Source organism: Gangjinia marincola, assembly GCF_039523415.1.
Taxonomy (GTDB): Bacteria; Bacteroidota; Bacteroidia; order Flavobacteriales; family Flavobacteriaceae; genus Gangjinia; species Gangjinia marincola.
Genome location: NZ_BAAAFG010000001.1, coordinates 18,073 through 34,668 on the forward strand (window position 1 = coordinate 18,073; position 16,596 = coordinate 34,668).

A 16,596-nucleotide genomic window follows, 5' to 3' on the forward strand; every position below is an offset into this window, starting at 1 on the left:
TCCGCCGGCTGGCTGAGAGCGGAATGCAAAAAAGTCCTCCTTATGACATTCTTTTCAACGATCACATATAGAGCCCGTACTGAACTTGATTCAGTAATACTGATCAAGTTATACTAAAATAAAAAGGTGGTTTAAATAAAAAAAGAAAATATTAGTTAGCTTTAGAGAATTGGACTAAGGCTTTTCATAGGATAGGGTGTTGTGCCATGTTATTTTGTAAATTCCGAAATGTCTTCACGAATCTTTTTTAAATATTCTTTATAAGTACTTTTCTTCTTCTCGTGTTTGGCTTTTAAATCCATTAAAAGTCCTTTTACCTTAGTCAGTTTTTCTTCTATTTTTTCTAATGATTCAGTTTCTGAAAATTCGATTTTTTCCATCTGTTGTATAATCAAAAAAGATTCCGTGTTCAAATCGTCAAAGACTTTGGTGTCCACATCGTAAAACATATGGATGTGATGATGCTCAAAAGATTGCGGATTCGCATTTCGGTCAGATAATTTTTTAATAGTTTCTTGAATCGAATCGTACAAAGGTCCAGAAAAACCTTGTTCAAGTTGAACATCAATTTGATGAATCATCAATCCGATTAATTCTAGATGCTCATAATAAAATTCGGAAGTTTTTTTAGCTGCGGTCAGCTTTTCAGTCCAGAATGCTTTTTTAATTACCTTTTTGTATCTCGTATTTTCTAAAAAAGTGTCAATTAGCGTTTTACAAATAAATCCAACGGCAGTAAATGTAGTCGCAATTAAAAGTGTTGCTATTTCAGGATTTTCTTGTAAAATTTTAAACATAAATTTCGATTTCAATGTCAGTTTTAATGCACTACAACATGATTTTTATCTTGCCTTCGGCGACCCCCAACTCGTTGGGGGGAGAGAGGCATTTTAAAAGCGCAGCGCCACGGGTAGCCCTCCCAAATAGTCGGGGACCTTCATAGGTTGTTACTTGTTCAACTACCGGCGAATACAGTGTGTTGAATGTACTTTGTCTTCGCTCTGCACGATTTTGCTTTTAAATCCTTTGAATAAAAATAGACAATTCAATTTTAATGGGGAGTAGTACATCCAACGATCCACCAGCTGGCGGAGAGCGAAATGCAAAAAAGTCCCCCCTTATGACATTGTTTTCAAAAATCACATATAGAGCCTTTGCTGAACTTGATTCAGTAAGGCTGAGCAAGTTATATTAAAAGAAAAACGCTGGTTTAAGTAAAAAAGAAAATATTAGTTAACTTAAGAGAACTGGACTAAGGCTTTTCGTAGGAGCCATTGTTACCTGCTGGCTTTTTTCGATTTCCATAATAAATAAGCAGGATTATTTTTAACCTCTTTATTGTACGAAAGGTAATCCGTATATCCTTTTCCCATAGCTACAGCAGTCGCAAGTAAACTAAAACCACCAGTATGAAAACTACTCGCTAAGCCTCCAAGTCCAACTATAGCATTTACTGAAGCTTGCTTTTTAATATGGTCAATCTTATTTTTAATTTTTTGACCTTGTACTTCATCCAATTCGTGAAATATATTCTCTGCTTTTTGTTTTAATATTTTCTCGTCAGTTTCATTTCTCAATTCTCGAAAACTCTTTTCTAATTCTAGTCTAAAATTTGTAAAAACATTTTCTTCATAAAGTCTTATATCCATAAGTTTTTGAATATCTAAATTTTCTAAAAAGGGTAAATCCAGGTTCATTATTTGAGTAGCCGTATATGCAGGAATGTTTTGTTTGGTTTCAAAGTTTTCTGTGATAAGATTATTAGTGAAATTATTATCACATAAATAAGTTGAGTTTAGATTGGACGCTATAAAAGTTTCATTAAAAACTTTATCAAAATACGCCTTAGAAGCACTATTTATGGATTGTTGTACCCAAGCATTAAAATGATCCTTTGTTGGCGGTGTATCAGGCAAAGTTTGTTTAAATGTAGCTTTTCCTGTGTTTTCATCGAAGTCCATCATTTCCATTTCAAACAGATGATAAATCATACTTTTAGAAAAGTTTGATTCTTTAAAGTCAACTACAATTCCTCTACAAGGCTTTAGTGTGTCTTCATCAACATACCAACCACCTTTGTCCATTTTTTTCATTGAGCGTACAGATACGTTGTCCCAAAAGAAATCCATAATCGGTTTTGGTAAAGCTGAGTTATAGTAATCAGTTGGTAGGTTTAAAGGAATTGATTTTGGTCCTTCGAAATGATAACTTAAAGGAAAAATTTTCACATAATCAGCTACAATCATAGGTGTGATTTCCTTTAAAAACTTCGATGCCTTACTTACATCTGTCTTATTTAAACCATTCGATTGATATCCTAAGTATTCTCCAGTAACTTTTGACATATCAGATTGAAAATCGCTATGTCTAAACAATGGGTCGTAAATTATAAATTGGTCTACATAAAGTGACGTTTGTTTTAATAATTCATAGGGTGTCTTTTGAGTTGATGAAAAAACTTTTAGAAATGATTCTTTGTCCTTTATTTCTTTAATTAATTCGGGATAATTTTTGATACAATGATTTCGATAATCTAAAAGTTCCTTCTCAATTCTTGAATCAGTTTCATTTCTAAAATTATTCGAAATACTCTTTTCGTTAAAAAGAATACTATCGGATAAGAAGTTATATGTTATTGAGCCCATAGTTTTTTCAGCTTGCAGGTAACGTTGTTGTATCAGAAAAGATGCGTGGTTTAAGCACCAGAGTTAGCAAATAAATCACAGATATAAAGTCCGCAAGGACTTTCGTAAGTTGGCTTTTACCAGCACTTTTTTATACGGTGTTAGGCATAGTTTTTTTATTCAGATAGATTGTTCTTAATTCATTTGTAGTTATCAAAATAGTTGAGTCTATTGATATTTCATTTTCAATTTCAGTAATTAGATTTACAAAAGTATTGTCTAACCTACTTGCAAGGACTCTGTCTAATAAATCAATTTTTTCAGGTTCAACATTATTTAATGCTCTCTTTAACATATTTAGATTTGGGATAATCCTATCAATACGATTACATTTTTTTAGCGTAATGACTGCTTTCAAATAACTGAAAACGGCTGGAACAAATTGCTTTTCTAACATTAGAGAACGACCTTGTAAATAATATGTGTTTGCGTCTATTTCATACATAGCCATATCATTTTTATTTTCCAACTCTTTTAGATTCGTTCTATATTCATCAACAATTTTGTCAATTTTTAATTCATTATTTTCCTTAAAAGTATCAAGTTAGTTATCAAAACTAATCTTTAAATTTTCAGCTAATTCTTTATAGTTTTTTCTCTGGAAGTATTGAACAAGTATAGGTAATGCTATTCCTAAAATTGTTATTACAATTATAAGTTTTAACCAAGCAGAATCATAAAAATTATTAACTTCAGTAGCTATACTGTTTTGTGTGTCAATTTCATATTTCAACTTATCTAATTGGTTTTGAATTTTTAAAGAATCTATTTGTTTTAAAAATTTCATCTTAAGTTCAATGCTCTTAGTTATCGTGTCTTGAATCATCTTGGGTTAAATTATGCCTAACTCATTTATAAACGCAAAATACATAAAAACAGACGATTATATTCATTTTAATCCAACCTTCGCATCACCCCTACACTCACTTCACTAAATTCTGCTTGTCCAAAGTTTGCGTTTAAATGCGCCCCAATAAATACATTGGTTTTAGGGAGCTTATCAGTATTGAACAGATAATAGGTTAATCCTAATCGGCTCATGATACTACGTTTTAATTCGTAGTATGCGTCTAGTTTTCCGGGTTTGTAATAGGGTGTGCCGTAGATGCCTTCTTCGGCTTCGTTTAATTCCCAGTCAACTTTATAAAAGGGTTTATGGATGTTAACTCCTAATTGTAGGTCTGCTCCAATGTGCCCGAGTACTATTCCGGCCTTAGCCGCAATCCCATAATTGGAAGCGTAACTAAACGCATTCTCTTTAAAATAGGCATACCGCTCTGTGATGATAGGTTCATCGCTCTGGATCACATCGTAATAATGTTGGTAAAAACGGTAGTAAGCACCTATGCTAACCATAAAGGTTTTGTTTACGATAAATCCATAATCTGCGGCAAAGGCGTAGACTTCTTTTTTATCCTTAAAGCGCAACTCCCCAAAGGTATTTACTCCTAATCCCGCTCTTACCGTATAAAAATAGTTTTTAGTTCTGACGGTAGAAGCTGCAGAGGTCGTCTTGGTATCCATTGCCGGGTCAGTTTTAGTGCGGAGTGCGATAGGGCGGGAAACACTAAACAAAAAAGAATTAAACCCCTGGTTGGGAATCCTGGAATGCCCGTTGCTATGGTGAAAATAGCCTAATCCAATTTTCCACTGATGGATATAGCGGTATACAAACGCACGATACGACCAATTGAGATGGGTGCTGATGCCGCGGTTGAGTGCATTCGTTTCAGGATCGTAGGTATTAGGAAAGTAGGAGGCACCAAAACCTGTGTGCAGCGTCCATTTGTATTCAGCGCCCTTGTTAAGCTTTAATTCTATAAACGGAAGCACAAAATATCCCTGACCTATCGCGTCTTGATTTCCAAAATCTGATATTCCAATTGAAATCCCGGTGGTCGGTCGACCCAGCACCTCCATCCATCTGGCACCTGCGTCTTTATGTTGTTTGGCATAGGATAGGACAAACCCGGTTTGAAGCGAGGTAGCTGGAAATCCTTCATTAGGTTCTGAAAGTATACCGAAAAGCGCCTCTGGCACCAGCTGCGTTTGCGACCTTTCTTGTGCCTGTATCGAACAGATCATAAAAAGACAGGCAATGAGAAAAGCGCGCATAAAGAAGTACTTGTTTACGCGTACAAAATAGAAAAAAGTTTCAAGTTATGGCGCAATGCGACTCTTTTGAGAAAGAGGAGTTTTGTGCGCACGCTAGTAATTGCTGAAAACGCTGTTTTTCCGGTAAAGATTTAGGTAAAATAATCTCGTGGAATTCAATTCTGCATCTGCGTATTCAAGATAGACTTCCGCGAAGGCGTAATTAGATTTACTGGACTATAAATCAATTTCATAACTGCCGTATAGTTCTTGAACAACTTGTTCTGTAGCGGTGAAGAAAGGCTTATCTTTTAATTCGTCTGCTTTTTCAAAATAAGGGTAAAGCGTTTTGTCTTTGTATTTTTCGACTAAAATGGGATGCACATAATAGGTACGGCATACGTTACGGGTGTTTCCTAGGGCTTTCGCCGAAGCGTCAAATCCATGTAACAGATTCTTGTCTTGCTCTTTTTCATCTTCAGGTGGTGCTAATTCTTTTAAGGTCTCAAAGAAAATCTTACTTGCTGCCCAGGTTCTAAAATCTTTAGCCGAAAAGAAGTTTCCGCTCAATTCCTGAATGTATTCATTCACCATGGTACTGTCAATAGTGCTTTTATCTCCATCCTGGTCGTAGTATTTGAATAGCTCCCAGCCCGGGATCTCCTCACATTGATTCACCAACTTAATCAAACGTTTATTTCTGATCGTGATATTATGCTCCTTACCGCGTTTTCCTATAAAATTAAACTTCATTTTGTCTTTGTAGATATCTACGTGCTTGCTGCGCAAGGTAGATAAGCCGTAGGTTTTGTTGCGCCTGGCATAATAATCATTCCCTACACGCACATGGGTCTCTTCCATGAGTTTAAGCACTAAGGCAAGCACTTTAGTCCGGGGCATGCCGGGTTGTGCTAAGTCAATTTCGACTTGTTTGCGTAGGGCAGGCAAAACATTACCAAAGGCTGCCATTTTAAAAAACTTGGTTTCGTTTCTAATCTTCATCCACAGGTCGTGGTAGCGGTATACTTTTCTGTTTTTATCATCGCGACCAACGGCTTGTAGGTGACCATTTTCTGGCTTGGCAATTTTTACGTTTTTCCAATTAGGTGGGATAACTAATGATTTGATTCGATCAATGGTTTTGTTTTCTTTTACGCGCTCTTTTCCCATGAGGTAGGTGAAGCCACGGCCATGTGGTTTTCTTAAAATGCTTAAATGATGATCGTTTACATACACCAAATCAGCCACTTTTGCTGTTTGCCGAGGATTCTTAAGGGAGGATAAAAGTTCATTTGCGTTCATGCTTTAAATGTAATCGCTTTTTATACCTCAATTTCTTAAAGAAGCGTGAATACTACGGTAAAATTTGCCAATAAATGGCCGGGAGTACTTTTAGCGCAAAAAAAAAACCCGCTGAATCAGCAGGTTTTTATATCATTATTTAAGCGTACTACATCTTAGGAATCACTAATTCCTGACCCGGGTGGATCATATCTGGATTGTCTAATTTGTCGCGATTTGCTTCAAATATTTTGTTGTACTTCATGGGGTCACCGTAATAATGCTTGGCAATCTTGCTTAGGGATTCACCTTTTTCCACTTCATGCTTCGCATAATAGGAGTCATTAGCCACTTTAATATCAGCCATAAGGTCGTTAGGGTTCTCACCGCCAACACGCTTAATTTCATCCCACAGTAAATCTTTTTGGTATTGCGTTTCTGCCGTACCTCTTATTTCCAGTTTACCGTTATTTTCTTTGACGTCTCCGTTTTGAATGTTGAGTTTTTCTCCTAATTCTAAAACGCTTTGATATTTACTTTTTACCATGATGTATTTGTTTATTTCCTGATTGGTCAGGTAGGTTAATTTTCATTAAAGATAAGCCATGTAATTTAATTCTAAAATTTCGAGAAATAAATTACTGTTAATCTTGGGTTCACCTGACTATCTCCCTCCACGTGATTTAAGACTTGCCCGGCACAGATCAATAATGGCTGTTATGCGTTTTTGGCGCGTCTCTTCACGCTTTGCCTGATTGAGCCAGTACAGATAATTCTTTTGATAACTAAAGCTAAACGCTGAATAATTTTTGTACGCCTGTGGATTGTTATCAAAAGCCTGCTGAAGATCTGGCGGAATGATACCTGCCTCAACTTCATCCAGTGCGGTCCAGGAACCATTTTCTTTAGCTATTTGGATTGCTTTTAATCCTGAAGGCTTCATTCTACCTGTGGCGATGAGCTCTTCCACATATCCTTTGTTGACTTTGCTCCATACACTTTTTGGCTTTCTGGGACAAAAGTATTGCCGGCGTTTGCCATTACCCAAACTTTTTACCGTAGAATCAATCCAGCCGTAGCATAAAGCCACCTTGACCGCCTCTTCCCAACGCATGGTCGGGATATTACACTCCAGTTTATAAAAGATAAGATATACGCCATCATTGGTAGCGTGATGCACATCCAGCCAATCCGTCCAAAGTTGATCGTTCTCAAAATAAAGTTCCGGCGTCGTAGCCATGCCTAGCGTATAATTTTGTTCGGAAAGACAACCACACTCTCATGGCCTTTTTCGCCTACGGCGGAAACCCCAAAGAAAAAATTGTCAATCACGATTCCTTCCAGCGTAAATGTTGTGACATCATCTACGTATCTACTATGATCCCAGGTAGGTGAGGTTGTATCACGCCAATAGATCTTGTATCCTTTTGCATCGTTGACTTTTGACCATTCTAACTTAGCTGAAGGTTCCACAATCCCGCCGATGCCCACATCTTTAGGTGAAGGTGGCGCCCACGCTAGACTAGCCATCGTGATCGCATTGACTGCGGTAAGTTTTTTGGCATAGTCAAAATTCACAAATTTTAATTTATCGCCGTACTCAATGCCATCCTCGGTACGTATATCCTGATGTTGCTGGGTGTAGTTTTCATGGGCTTCCATAATTCTAATCCCGGGATAGCCCGCGTCATTAAAAGGGCGATGATGACCGCCACGACCAAATCGATCTAATCTGTAGATCATCATAGGGTTCATCTCTGGCATATAAGTTTCAACGGTGTTATGGACATACCTCGCCAGCTGACGGGAAATACCGTCAACTTCACCGCCATAAAATCTACGGGCATTGCGTTGTCGTTCAGTTTCAGTTGGGGGGACAGGTTCAGAAAAGATTCTAAAGCTTCGGTTATCGATCACGCCATCCACTCCTGTAATGTTTCCGATCATATCATTATTGAGTACCCCAATAATGTCCCAGTTGTTTTCTTTCGCGTAAGCTGCAAAACCTTTTCCGCCAAAAAGACCCTGTTCTTCACCAGAAAGTCCAAGATAGACTACACTATGCTCAAAGGTATATTTGGATAAAACTCTGGCAGCCTCAATAGCACCTGCCATTCCACTAGCATTATCGTTCGCTCCTGGGGAATCTGAGGTATAATCTGTGGGATCACTCACCCGGCTATCTATATCACCACTCATAATGATATAACTGTTTGGATATTTTGTGCCTTTTTGAACCGCTACCACATTGACCACCATCACATCCTTTACAATACGCTGATTCGTACCCTTTTCTACCAAATCCTTTTGGTAAAATACGTTCAGGCAATTATTACAATCTTTTGAAATCGCTTCAAATTCGCTTTTGATCCAGCGTCTTGCCGCTCCTATCCCGCGCGTTTTAGATACGGTGTCACTTAAGGTATGCCGTGTACCAAAGCCGGCAAGTGTGGCAATGTCTTTTTCAATACGATCTGCAGAAACCGCATCTATAATGTCATAAATGCGTTGATCGGTTTGAGCCGTAAGTACTGTAGAAATAATGAAGCAAGTTAGTGTAAGATATAGTTTCATAAGCATATAATTGATAGCGATTAATAGTGTTTTTAGTTGTAAGCAAGCTAGGTTTGGTTTTTATAATTCGTTACTCCATTGATCCGGATTTTGTCGCGTATCGAACAAGGTTAATATTTATATGTTCTCATCATCAAATTCATAAAAAATACTGATTTGTTTAGTAACAACACATTTTCTAAGCGTAGGAATTAGCAACGAGGGAGGGAAACTTTCTGGATGTTCTTGTATGACTGAAACCGATTGATCCAATTTGCGTATGAATTCTTGTTTTACCCTATTTGACCATCGATTAAGGAGATAATCTAATACATCTGATAGCTTTTCTTCGGCGATTTTAGAAAGAACTACCTTTCTTTTCATGGTCTATGCAGATTCATAAACGATTCAAAGTCGGTTGTGTTCCCGTTTTTAATTTGGTCTCTGGCTTGATTAATTTCAGATTTTTGTTCATCAGTCAAATCGTCCCAAAAGTCGTTTCGGTCATTTTGATGAAGGATGTTTTTAATTTCGCTCAAAATTGAGGGATCTTTTATTTCTAATAATTCCTTAACCAGAGCAATTTTTTCTTCATGTATATTCATAACTTAAATTTGAAGACAATAACTAAGATACAACATTTTTACCGATAAAAACTTGAAGTAAATCACGCACATCTACCGTATCTTTCACATAATACTTTGCCGCCGTCTTTACGTAGCCCACTTTAACGGTGTAGGCAGAATCTGGCATTTCTTCAAAGGTATACTCATCTGTCCAGTCATCACCTATGGCAAAAATAAAATCATAATCACGATCGGCCAGGAGTCGGGCAGAAGCACGACCTTTATTTACACTGCTGTTCTTAATTTCAAGCACTTTATTGCCTTCTAAGATGCTTAGATTGTTATTGGCGATTAAATTGCTTAAAATGGTTTTGAGTTCGACTTTACGTCCTTCGGCCAGTTCCGGATCTGCTGCTCTGTAATGCCATGCAAGCGAATACTTTTTCTTCTCAATAAAAGTTCCCGGAGTGCGATCTACAAAGGTCTGGATTACCGGTCGAATAGTTTCCATCCAGTCTGTTTTTAATTTTTCAAGCTGCTGCCATTCCTGCTTAAAATTTCTAAACCATACGCCGTGATCGGTTATGAGTCCGTAATCCTTATGGCTATACCACTCGGTAAAGGTCTCTTTGTCTCTTCCACTAATGAGGACCACATCATTTTTATCTTCTGCTTGCAGTTGATCTAATAATGTAAAAAGTTCCTCATCAGGAGAGGCCTTTTTCGGGTTATTTTTAAACCCTACCAATGTGCCGTCATAATCGAGTAGGAGCAAACGCTTGTTCGCGTTTTGATACGCAGCTTGCATCTCCTGCTTGATTGCCGCATTCATTTTCTTAGAAACAAAGATGTCTTTGGTTTGCTGAGTCTCCTTTAAGGATTTCATGAATTCATTCGCCCAGCGCTCCACATTGTATCGACTTAAACGCTTTTGAAGAATCTTGATTCTGGATTGCTGCTCTTCTAACGGCATTTCAATCGCTTTCTTAATCGTGGCGGCAAATTCTTCAAAGTTATTTGGATTGATGAGTAAGGCTTCGTTCATTTCTTTAGAAGCTCCTGCCATTTCGCTTAAAATCAGGACTCCGTCGCCATTCACGCGCGTGGCTACATATTCTTTAGCCACCAAATTCATCCCATCGCGTACAGGAGTAATCAAGGCAATATCGGCACTAGTATATAAATCAATCAAATTGTCAAAGGGCATAGAGCGATAGTAATACCAAATGGGAGTCCAGCTTACGGTTGAGAATTTCCCGTTGATGCGACCTACCAAGCGATCGGTTTCCTGCTTCAATTTTTTGTAGGTTGAAACCTCTGAACGGGAGGGCACTGCTAACATAATCAAGCGTACTTTCTCGATGTACTCAGGATATTTTTCTAAAAAATACTCAAAAGCTCTGATGCGGTTAGGGATTCCTTTGGTATAATCCATGCGGTCAATAGAGAGAATGAGCTTGGAGCCATCGCCAGAAATTTCTTTATGACTATCTAAGCGCTGTTGGAGCTCACTGCGTTCTTCTAAAGATTTGTCCATATGCTGTTTCGCCGAAGAATAAAATTTATCGTAATCAATTCCCATGGGGAAAGAATCCACCTTTATTTCCCGATTGTCGTAGCTGATTTTATTAAAAGAGACCTCCCTACGCAAAATTCGTTTGACCGAACTTAAAAAGTGTCGTTCATAGTCGTAGGTGTGAAAGCCTAACAGGTCTGCGCCTAACATTCCCTGTAACACTTCTTCACGCCAGGGAAAAGTTCTAAAAATCTCAAAGGATGGAAACGGAATGTGTAAAAAGAAACCAATAGTACTTTTGGGACGCTGCTCTTTGACTAATTGGGGCACTAATAATAATTGATAATCATGTACCCAAATGATATCATCTTCTCCCGTATGCTCCAGGATCACCTTGGCAAACCGTTCGTTTACTCGTTGATACGTTTCCCATTGGTCTTTTTCAAATTTGGCGTACTCTAAGAAATAATGAAAAAGAGGCCAGAGTGTTTTATTGCTAAATCCCAGGTAAAAATCATCTACTTCTTGTTGCGTCAATGCAACTGCGGCACAGTTTTCTTGCCTTATTTTTTCGGCAACCTTTTCTTTTTGGGTTGTTGTAAGCGTATCATCAGTCAACCCAGACCAGCCAATCCAAAGGCTATCCCCATCGGTATGAACAGATTTCATCCCGGTGGCAAGCCCACCAACACTAGGTGTGGCGGTGATCTTATCCCCATCAAGGGATAGTTTTAACGGGAGCCGATTCGAAACAATGATTGTTTTACTCATGGGGTTGGTTTTGCAAATACTTTTTCGTTAATTTAAACAATACACGTTAGATAACTGTTATTAAAAGTATAATTGATGGATAATCTTGATTATGGGATCATTGGCAACTGCACGAGTGCCGCAATAATTTCAAAAACGGGCTCATTGGATTGGTGTTGTTTGCCCCAATTTGACTCTTCTTCGATCTTTGCTAAACTTTTAGACGAAGATAAAGGAGGAAGCTTTGGTTTTGAGGTTTCACCAGATTATGACATCACGCAGCATTACGATAACTATACAGGAATCTTGGTCACGAGATTCACCAGGGATGCAGATTCTTTTGAGCTACGGGATTTTATGCCCAGATATCACCAGGTGGATAAGGGATATTATGCACCCAGTGAAGTGATTCGATATGTGAAGCACCTTTCTGGTAAGCCATCCTTTAAGGTGATATATGATCCTAAGTTGGAATACGCTTCCGCGGAAACAAACACGTACATTAAAGATAATTTCATTGTTAGTTTAACTCACGGCAAAAAGTTTGATACCATTTTCTTATATACCGATCTGGATAAAGAAGCTGTGGTCCAAGGAGAGGCAATTACGATAACCGAAGATCATTTCTTTAGCTTTGGATATAACGAAAAGATCTTTCAGCCGGATTTAGACAAGATTCACCTGGAATACAGCCGAACCCGTGTGTATTGGCTTAATTGGGTAAACCAAATGCCCAGCTATAAAAAATACCGAAAAGAAATTACCCGAAGCGCGATCACACTAAAACTATTGAGCTTTGATAAAACCGGAGCGGTTCTGGCTGCGGCAACAACCTCCTTGCCCGAAACTATTGGTGAAGTTCGAAACTGGGACTATAGATTCTGTTGGATTCGAGATGCCTCCATGGTGATCAAAGTGATGAGTGAGTTGGGTCATAAGCATATGGCAAAGCGTTACTTAGATTTCGTAACGAATCTTATTCCAGATAAAGATGAAAAACTCCAGATCATGTACGGGATTAATGGTGAGAAAAAACTAACCGAACATTTCTTAGAACACTTGGAAGGGTATAAAGGCTCCAAACCAGTACGTATAGGAAATGCAGCTTATGCCCAGCGTCAAAACGACATTTACGGAATCCTAATGGACGTGGTTTATCAACAAATTGTCAAGTTTAAAACCGAAATAGAACAGGTAGAAGAACTCTGGTCCATTACAAAAGGAATTGTTTGGGTAGTTCAAAAACACTGGCAAGAACCCGATAAAGGCATCTGGGAATTTAGGACTGAGGAACGACATTTTACTTTCTCTAAGGTTTTGTGCTGGGTAGCCATTGACAAGGCGATGAAAGTAGCAGAAATCCTAAACAAAACACATAAATACAACAAGTGGAAATCCTTAGAGCAAGAAATCAAGCAAGACATTATGACCAATGCCTGGAATGAAAAAGTACAGGCATTTACACAATCCTACGGCTCTGATGATATGGATGCCTCAGTGTTATTGATGGAACCTTACGGTTTTATTGAGGCCAAGGATCCTAAGTATATCAAAACTGTTAAAGCAACTGAACGTGAACTATGTAATGACGGTCTGTTATACCGTTATAAAAACAAAGATGATTTTGGTTTGCCGTCTTCTTCATTTACCATTTGTACGTTCTGGTTTATCAATAGTTTGTATAAGATAGGTGAGGAGCAAAAAGCAGCGAACATGTTTGATCAGTTATTATCCTACAGCAATCATTTGGGATTATTTAGTGAGGACATTGATTTTGAGACCAAACGTTTACTGGGTAATTTTCCGCAAGCCTATTCTCATTTAGCACTCATTGAAACAGCCATTAATTTAGCCAATGTCAAAACAGAAGATGATCAGGTGGTTGAATTGGTAGAGGGGTAAATCCTCCCCGACCCCTCCAAAGGAGGGGCTTAACTGTGGATGAGATATTACCTAACTGAAATTTCTTTCCTTTCTCCTGATTTTAAAATTTACTACCTTAAAATAGCCGTAATAGATAACTATTAAAATGCTCAGCTCTGAGTCATTTCGAACCGAAGGCACTGAGTGTGAGAAATCTTATTATTGGTTATTAACCATTCAATTCAAGTTTTAGGAGGCAGATTTCTCGTCGTCCCTATACTTCTGGACTCCGTCGAAATGTCATTAAGATTTGGCAGTCATTTCGAACCGAAGGTACTGAGCGTGAGAAATCTTAATATTGGTTACTAAGATTTTAATACAGTTTAATGGGCAGATTTCTCGTCGCCCCGATACTTCGAGACTCCGTCGAAATGACATTAAGATGTGGCAATCATTTCGAACCGAAGGTACTGAGCGTGAGAAATATTATCGTTGGTTACTAAGTTTTCAAATGCAAGTTTTATTTGGCAGATTTCTCGTCGCTTCCCCAGCCTAATGGCTGGTTAAGGTATGTCGAAATGACGTTAAGATCTGCAGTCATTTCGAACATGAAAGAATTGATTGTGAGAAATCTTACTGTAGGCTGCTACCGCTTAAACGTAGCTTTTTTAATAAGTCCATTTTCAACTTCCCATATCGCGATAATGGTGTACTCGCGATCGTTGGCGGTGATAAACTCCTCTTCAATCACCGTATTACCCCGTACTTTTCTGTTACGGACGGTGCTGTTTAAATTAGGAGTTGCTTCAAAAAAAGCTTGATAACGTTCCTTTAGCGCATCTTTTCCGCTGGTCTCTAAGGTATTTGGAAAACGATAGATCTCAATATCATCTGCAAATGTGGATAAAAAGGAATCAATATCTCTGTTGTTATAAGATTCCAGTTGCTTCTTCACGATGACGGCGGGAGAATCTTCGGCAACCAAAGCAAGCTTAGTTCCGGTTTCGTTAATTGCAATTCGGGTAATATTGGCAAAAACTTCAATGCCCATGATCTGTAAAATACTCCAGTGATCATCTTTTTGAGGATGATAGCTAAAGAGCATATTTTCTTTAGCACAGATCAGGGTTCCATTGGGATGCCAGGCGACATCTTCAACTCGAGGAGGTAAAGCAATGATGACCTCATGTTTTCTCGTTTTAGGATTATAAGATTTTAGTTTCCATCGCAGCTTGTCATTTTTACTAACATAGCTAATGTTTTTTGTATTTGGAATGCGATGTATGCTTCGACCAACATTTTTAGCTAAGGTCTTACTGATATTTTTGCCTAGATTAGTTTGAATAAGATCAAGTTGATCAGGCATCAATACAGCTGAAATAATTGTATTGGAATCATACCATGCGTGATATCCCACCACAGCATCCGGTAATAGTATTGCTGAAGAATCGGCAGCTATATCGTAATCATAAAGTCGTTGAAAGCCTGTAGTATCTAACCGAATGGCAGAAATACGGTTTGGCATAGCGGGAATAGGAGTGGGGCTGTATTCGCTCCCAACACGAGTAGAAGTGAGAAGACTGTTTCTTCCGGCAGTAAGATCATATCGTGCAATATCCGTCTGATTTTCAACAGTTCTGGCGTATAACATTGAATTTCCGTCGAAACTCGGCTGATTATCGTAGCCTTGGTTATTTGAAATGTTGATCGGATTTTTCAGTATAATTATATCATCTTCAAGGACAACCTCAAAAAGGTAAATATCTGTATTGGTTTGGCTTACGCCGAAAAAGGGAATTAAGATAAATAGAAGTAGGGTGTACTTGATTTTCATGGGATAGTAAGCATGGTTCAATGCTTAAATATACCAAAATATATTACTGAGTATCCAATTTACGCCTTAAGCAGGAAGCTCTTTATCAAATAATTAGTTAGATCCACTATTATTAAGCTGTAATCGATCGGGACGATTGGCGATCTCCCAAGCTGTATGAAATATGAGTTTGGTCCTCTTTTCAAGAAGATCGTACTCAATTTTATCTGGAGTATCTGACGCTCTGTGGTAATCTTCATGCGTACCATTAAAATAGAATATTACCGGCACGTTGTTTTTTGCAAAATTATAGTGGTCACTACGATAGTAAAAACGATTGGGATCATTCTCATCATTATAGGTATAATCCAGATCAATTTTTACGTATTCGTCATTGGTCTTTTCTGAAACCTGATGCAATTCTTTACTTAGTTTATCGCTTCCAATGAGATAAACATAGTCAGGGTTATCTTTATGATTAGGATCAATACGCCCAATCATATCAATATTAAGATTGGCAACGGTATTTTCTAATGGAAAAACGGGATTTTCTACGTAGTATTTTGACCCCAATAGTCCGCGCTCTTCACCCGTAACGTGTAGAAATAGAATAGAACGTTTAGGTCCGAGATTATTTTTTTGTGCCGCTCTAAAAGCTTCGGCAATTTCTAGGATAGCTACATTACCAGAACCATCATCATCAGCCCCATTAAAGACCTGCCCGAGTTTTGTTTTTCCTAAATGATCGAGGTGTGCAGAGATCACGATAACCTCTTCGGGCTTTTCTGAACCTTCAATATAGGCTAATACATTTTCACTGGATTCCATTCCGCCACCCAAAAAAGAAGAAGGTATGCGTTGGTAATAGTCATCTCCACCCATGGGTGAGGGTACGGCCATTTTTCGGTATTTATCCCTTAGAAAATCTACCGCCATTTTTTGTCCGCGTTTACCTGTATCTCTCCCTTCGAAACGATCGCCTGCAAAAATGTAAAGATTTTCTTTTAGTTCTGCACTTGTGATAGTAGTTGCGTAGGGGATTGGGTTTTCATAGCCTGCAGAGGTTGATATTGAAGTACTCTCACTAGTAGTTGTATTGGTCTTACTGCTTGTATTGCTATCTTGTTGAACTTTACAGTTACACGATAGAATTGCGAATATTCCCCCCAGAAACAATAGCCTATTCACGGTATGTATGATTTTAAAATGCGGCGCAATATAGGATATTTATCGTTATGAAGGTAATATTCAATGGGTTAAAATTTAACGCAGAATTTACTTTATAGAAATAAAAAAGGGTTTTATATTTGCACCCGCATTTGTAACAGGTCATGTTACGATAGTAGGCAGACCGCCTTAAGTTTAGGAGAAATGGCAGAGTGGTCGAATGCACCAGTCTTGAAAACTGGCGAGGGTCACACCTCCGGGGGTTCGAATCCCTCTTTCTCCGCAAAAGAAACCCGCAACGAAAGTTGC

15 protein-coding genes and 1 tRNA gene are annotated in these 16,596 nt (G+C 38.2%); 2 read left to right on the forward strand and 14 right to left on the reverse strand.

The window, feature by feature from the left end; all coding sequences use genetic code 11:
- Positions 1–209 precede the first annotated feature (209 nt).
- The 12 genes from ABD000_RS00090 to ABD000_RS00145 form a co-directional block, all read right to left on the reverse strand.
- Positions 210–797, reverse strand: a complete 588-nt coding sequence (locus ABD000_RS00090; RefSeq protein WP_343762207.1) for a hypothetical protein — start codon at positions 795–797, stop codon at positions 210–212.
- Positions 798–1,277: 480 nt separating this feature from the next.
- Positions 1,278–2,645, reverse strand: a complete 1,368-nt coding sequence (locus ABD000_RS00095; RefSeq protein ID WP_343762209.1) for a hypothetical protein — start codon at positions 2,643–2,645, stop codon at positions 1,278–1,280.
- A gap of 130 nt (positions 2,646–2,775) precedes the next feature.
- Entirely contained in the window at positions 2,776–3,153 is a 378-nt protein-coding gene (locus ABD000_RS00100; RefSeq protein ID WP_343762212.1) for a hypothetical protein, read from the reverse strand.
- A 75-nt stretch (positions 3,154–3,228) separates the two neighbouring features.
- Complete coding sequence (locus ABD000_RS00105) at positions 3,229–3,510, reverse strand: hypothetical protein (RefSeq protein WP_343762214.1); 282 nt, start codon at positions 3,508–3,510, stop codon at positions 3,229–3,231.
- 68 nt (positions 3,511–3,578) lie between these two features.
- Positions 3,579–4,799 (reverse strand): acyloxyacyl hydrolase, encoded by a 1,221-nt coding sequence (locus ABD000_RS00110; RefSeq protein ID WP_343762216.1) that lies wholly within the window; start codon positions 4,797–4,799, stop codon positions 3,579–3,581.
- A 216-nt stretch (positions 4,800–5,015) separates the two neighbouring features.
- Complete coding sequence (locus ABD000_RS00115; protein WP_343762218.1) at positions 5,016–6,080, reverse strand: DNA topoisomerase IB; 1,065 nt, start codon at positions 6,078–6,080, stop codon at positions 5,016–5,018.
- Positions 6,081–6,228: 148 nt separating this feature from the next.
- A complete protein-coding gene (locus tag ABD000_RS00120; protein WP_343762222.1) occupies positions 6,229–6,606 on the reverse strand; it encodes a LysM peptidoglycan-binding domain-containing protein in 378 nt (125 codons plus the stop codon).
- A gap of 117 nt (positions 6,607–6,723) precedes the next feature.
- Complete coding sequence (locus ABD000_RS00125; protein WP_343762227.1) at positions 6,724–7,299, reverse strand: YdeI/OmpD-associated family protein; 576 nt, start codon at positions 7,297–7,299, stop codon at positions 6,724–6,726.
- Between the two features lie 2 nt (positions 7,300–7,301).
- Positions 7,302–8,633: a M28 family metallopeptidase gene (locus ABD000_RS00130; RefSeq protein WP_343762229.1), complete on the reverse strand. Its 1,332-nt coding sequence runs from the start codon at positions 8,631–8,633 to the stop codon at positions 7,302–7,304.
- A gap of 117 nt (positions 8,634–8,750) precedes the next feature.
- Complete coding sequence (locus tag ABD000_RS00135; RefSeq protein WP_343762232.1) at positions 8,751–8,996, reverse strand: type II toxin-antitoxin system RelE/ParE family toxin; 246 nt, start codon at positions 8,994–8,996, stop codon at positions 8,751–8,753.
- Positions 8,993–9,217, reverse strand: coding sequence for a hypothetical protein (locus ABD000_RS00140; protein ID WP_343762238.1), 225 nt, complete (start codon positions 9,215–9,217; stop codon positions 8,993–8,995). Before ABD000_RS00140 ends, ABD000_RS00135 begins: the two co-directional genes overlap by 4 nt.
- A gap of 22 nt (positions 9,218–9,239) precedes the next feature.
- Positions 9,240–11,465, reverse strand: coding sequence for a bifunctional alpha,alpha-trehalose-phosphate synthase (UDP-forming)/trehalose-phosphatase (locus ABD000_RS00145; protein ID WP_343762241.1), 2,226 nt, complete (start codon positions 11,463–11,465; stop codon positions 9,240–9,242).
- Between the two features lie 75 nt (positions 11,466–11,540).
- Here ABD000_RS00145 and ABD000_RS00150 point away from each other — a divergent pair, with 75 nt between their 5' ends.
- Positions 11,541–13,346 carry a glycoside hydrolase family 15 protein gene (locus ABD000_RS00150; protein WP_343762246.1) on the forward strand — a complete coding sequence of 602 codons (1,806 nt, stop codon included), beginning with the start codon at positions 11,541–11,543 and terminating at the stop codon, positions 13,344–13,346.
- A 607-nt stretch (positions 13,347–13,953) separates the two neighbouring features.
- On the opposite strand, the gene ABD000_RS00155 is transcribed toward ABD000_RS00150, so the two are convergent.
- Both ABD000_RS00155 and ABD000_RS00160 read right to left on the reverse strand, forming a co-directional pair.
- Complete coding sequence (locus ABD000_RS00155) at positions 13,954–15,141, reverse strand: nuclear transport factor 2 family protein (RefSeq protein WP_343762248.1); 1,188 nt, start codon at positions 15,139–15,141, stop codon at positions 13,954–13,956.
- A 93-nt stretch (positions 15,142–15,234) separates the two neighbouring features.
- Entirely contained in the window at positions 15,235–16,308 is a 1,074-nt protein-coding gene (locus ABD000_RS00160; RefSeq protein WP_425545333.1) for a M28 family metallopeptidase, read from the reverse strand.
- Between the two features lie 177 nt (positions 16,309–16,485).
- Between ABD000_RS00160 and ABD000_RS00165 the strand changes: the two genes are divergently transcribed.
- Positions 16,486–16,570: transfer RNA gene (locus ABD000_RS00165), tRNA-Ser, on the forward strand.
- Positions 16,571–16,596: the final 26 nt, after the last annotated feature.

Excerpts from the sequence above, each read along its gene's own strand:
- ABD000_RS00140 (WP_343762238.1), bottom strand. The coding sequence starts at position 9,217 with ATGAATATACATGAAGAAAAAATTGCTCTGGTTAAGGAATTATTAGAA.
- ABD000_RS00135 (WP_343762232.1), bottom strand. The coding sequence starts at position 8,996 with ATGAAAAGAAAGGTAGTTCTTTCTAAAATCGCCGAAGAAAAGCTATCA.
- ABD000_RS00145 (WP_343762241.1), bottom strand. The coding sequence starts at position 11,465 with ATGAGTAAAACAATCATTGTTTCGAATCGGCTCCCGTTAAAACTATCC.
- ABD000_RS00115 (WP_343762218.1), bottom strand. The coding sequence starts at position 6,080 with ATGAACGCAAATGAACTTTTATCCTCCCTTAAGAATCCTCGGCAAACA.
- ABD000_RS00155 (WP_343762248.1), bottom strand. The coding sequence starts at position 15,141 with ATGAAAATCAAGTACACCCTACTTCTATTTATCTTAATTCCCTTTTTC.
- ABD000_RS00110 (WP_343762216.1), bottom strand. The coding sequence starts at position 4,799 with ATGCGCGCTTTTCTCATTGCCTGTCTTTTTATGATCTGTTCGATACAG.
- ABD000_RS00105 (WP_343762214.1), bottom strand. The coding sequence starts at position 3,510 with ATGATTCAAGACACGATAACTAAGAGCATTGAACTTAAGATGAAATTT.
- ABD000_RS00120 (WP_343762222.1), bottom strand. The coding sequence starts at position 6,606 with ATGGTAAAAAGTAAATATCAAAGCGTTTTAGAATTAGGAGAAAAACTC.
- ABD000_RS00125 (WP_343762227.1), bottom strand. The coding sequence starts at position 7,299 with ATGGCTACGACGCCGGAACTTTATTTTGAGAACGATCAACTTTGGACG.
- ABD000_RS00095 (WP_343762209.1), bottom strand. The coding sequence starts at position 2,645 with ATGGGCTCAATAACATATAACTTCTTATCCGATAGTATTCTTTTTAAC.
- ABD000_RS00150 (WP_343762246.1), top strand. The coding sequence starts at position 11,541 with ATGGATAATCTTGATTATGGGATCATTGGCAACTGCACGAGTGCCGCA.
- ABD000_RS00090 (WP_343762207.1), bottom strand. The coding sequence starts at position 797 with ATGTTTAAAATTTTACAAGAAAATCCTGAAATAGCAACACTTTTAATT.
- ABD000_RS00130 (WP_343762229.1), bottom strand. The coding sequence starts at position 8,633 with ATGAAACTATATCTTACACTAACTTGCTTCATTATTTCTACAGTACTT.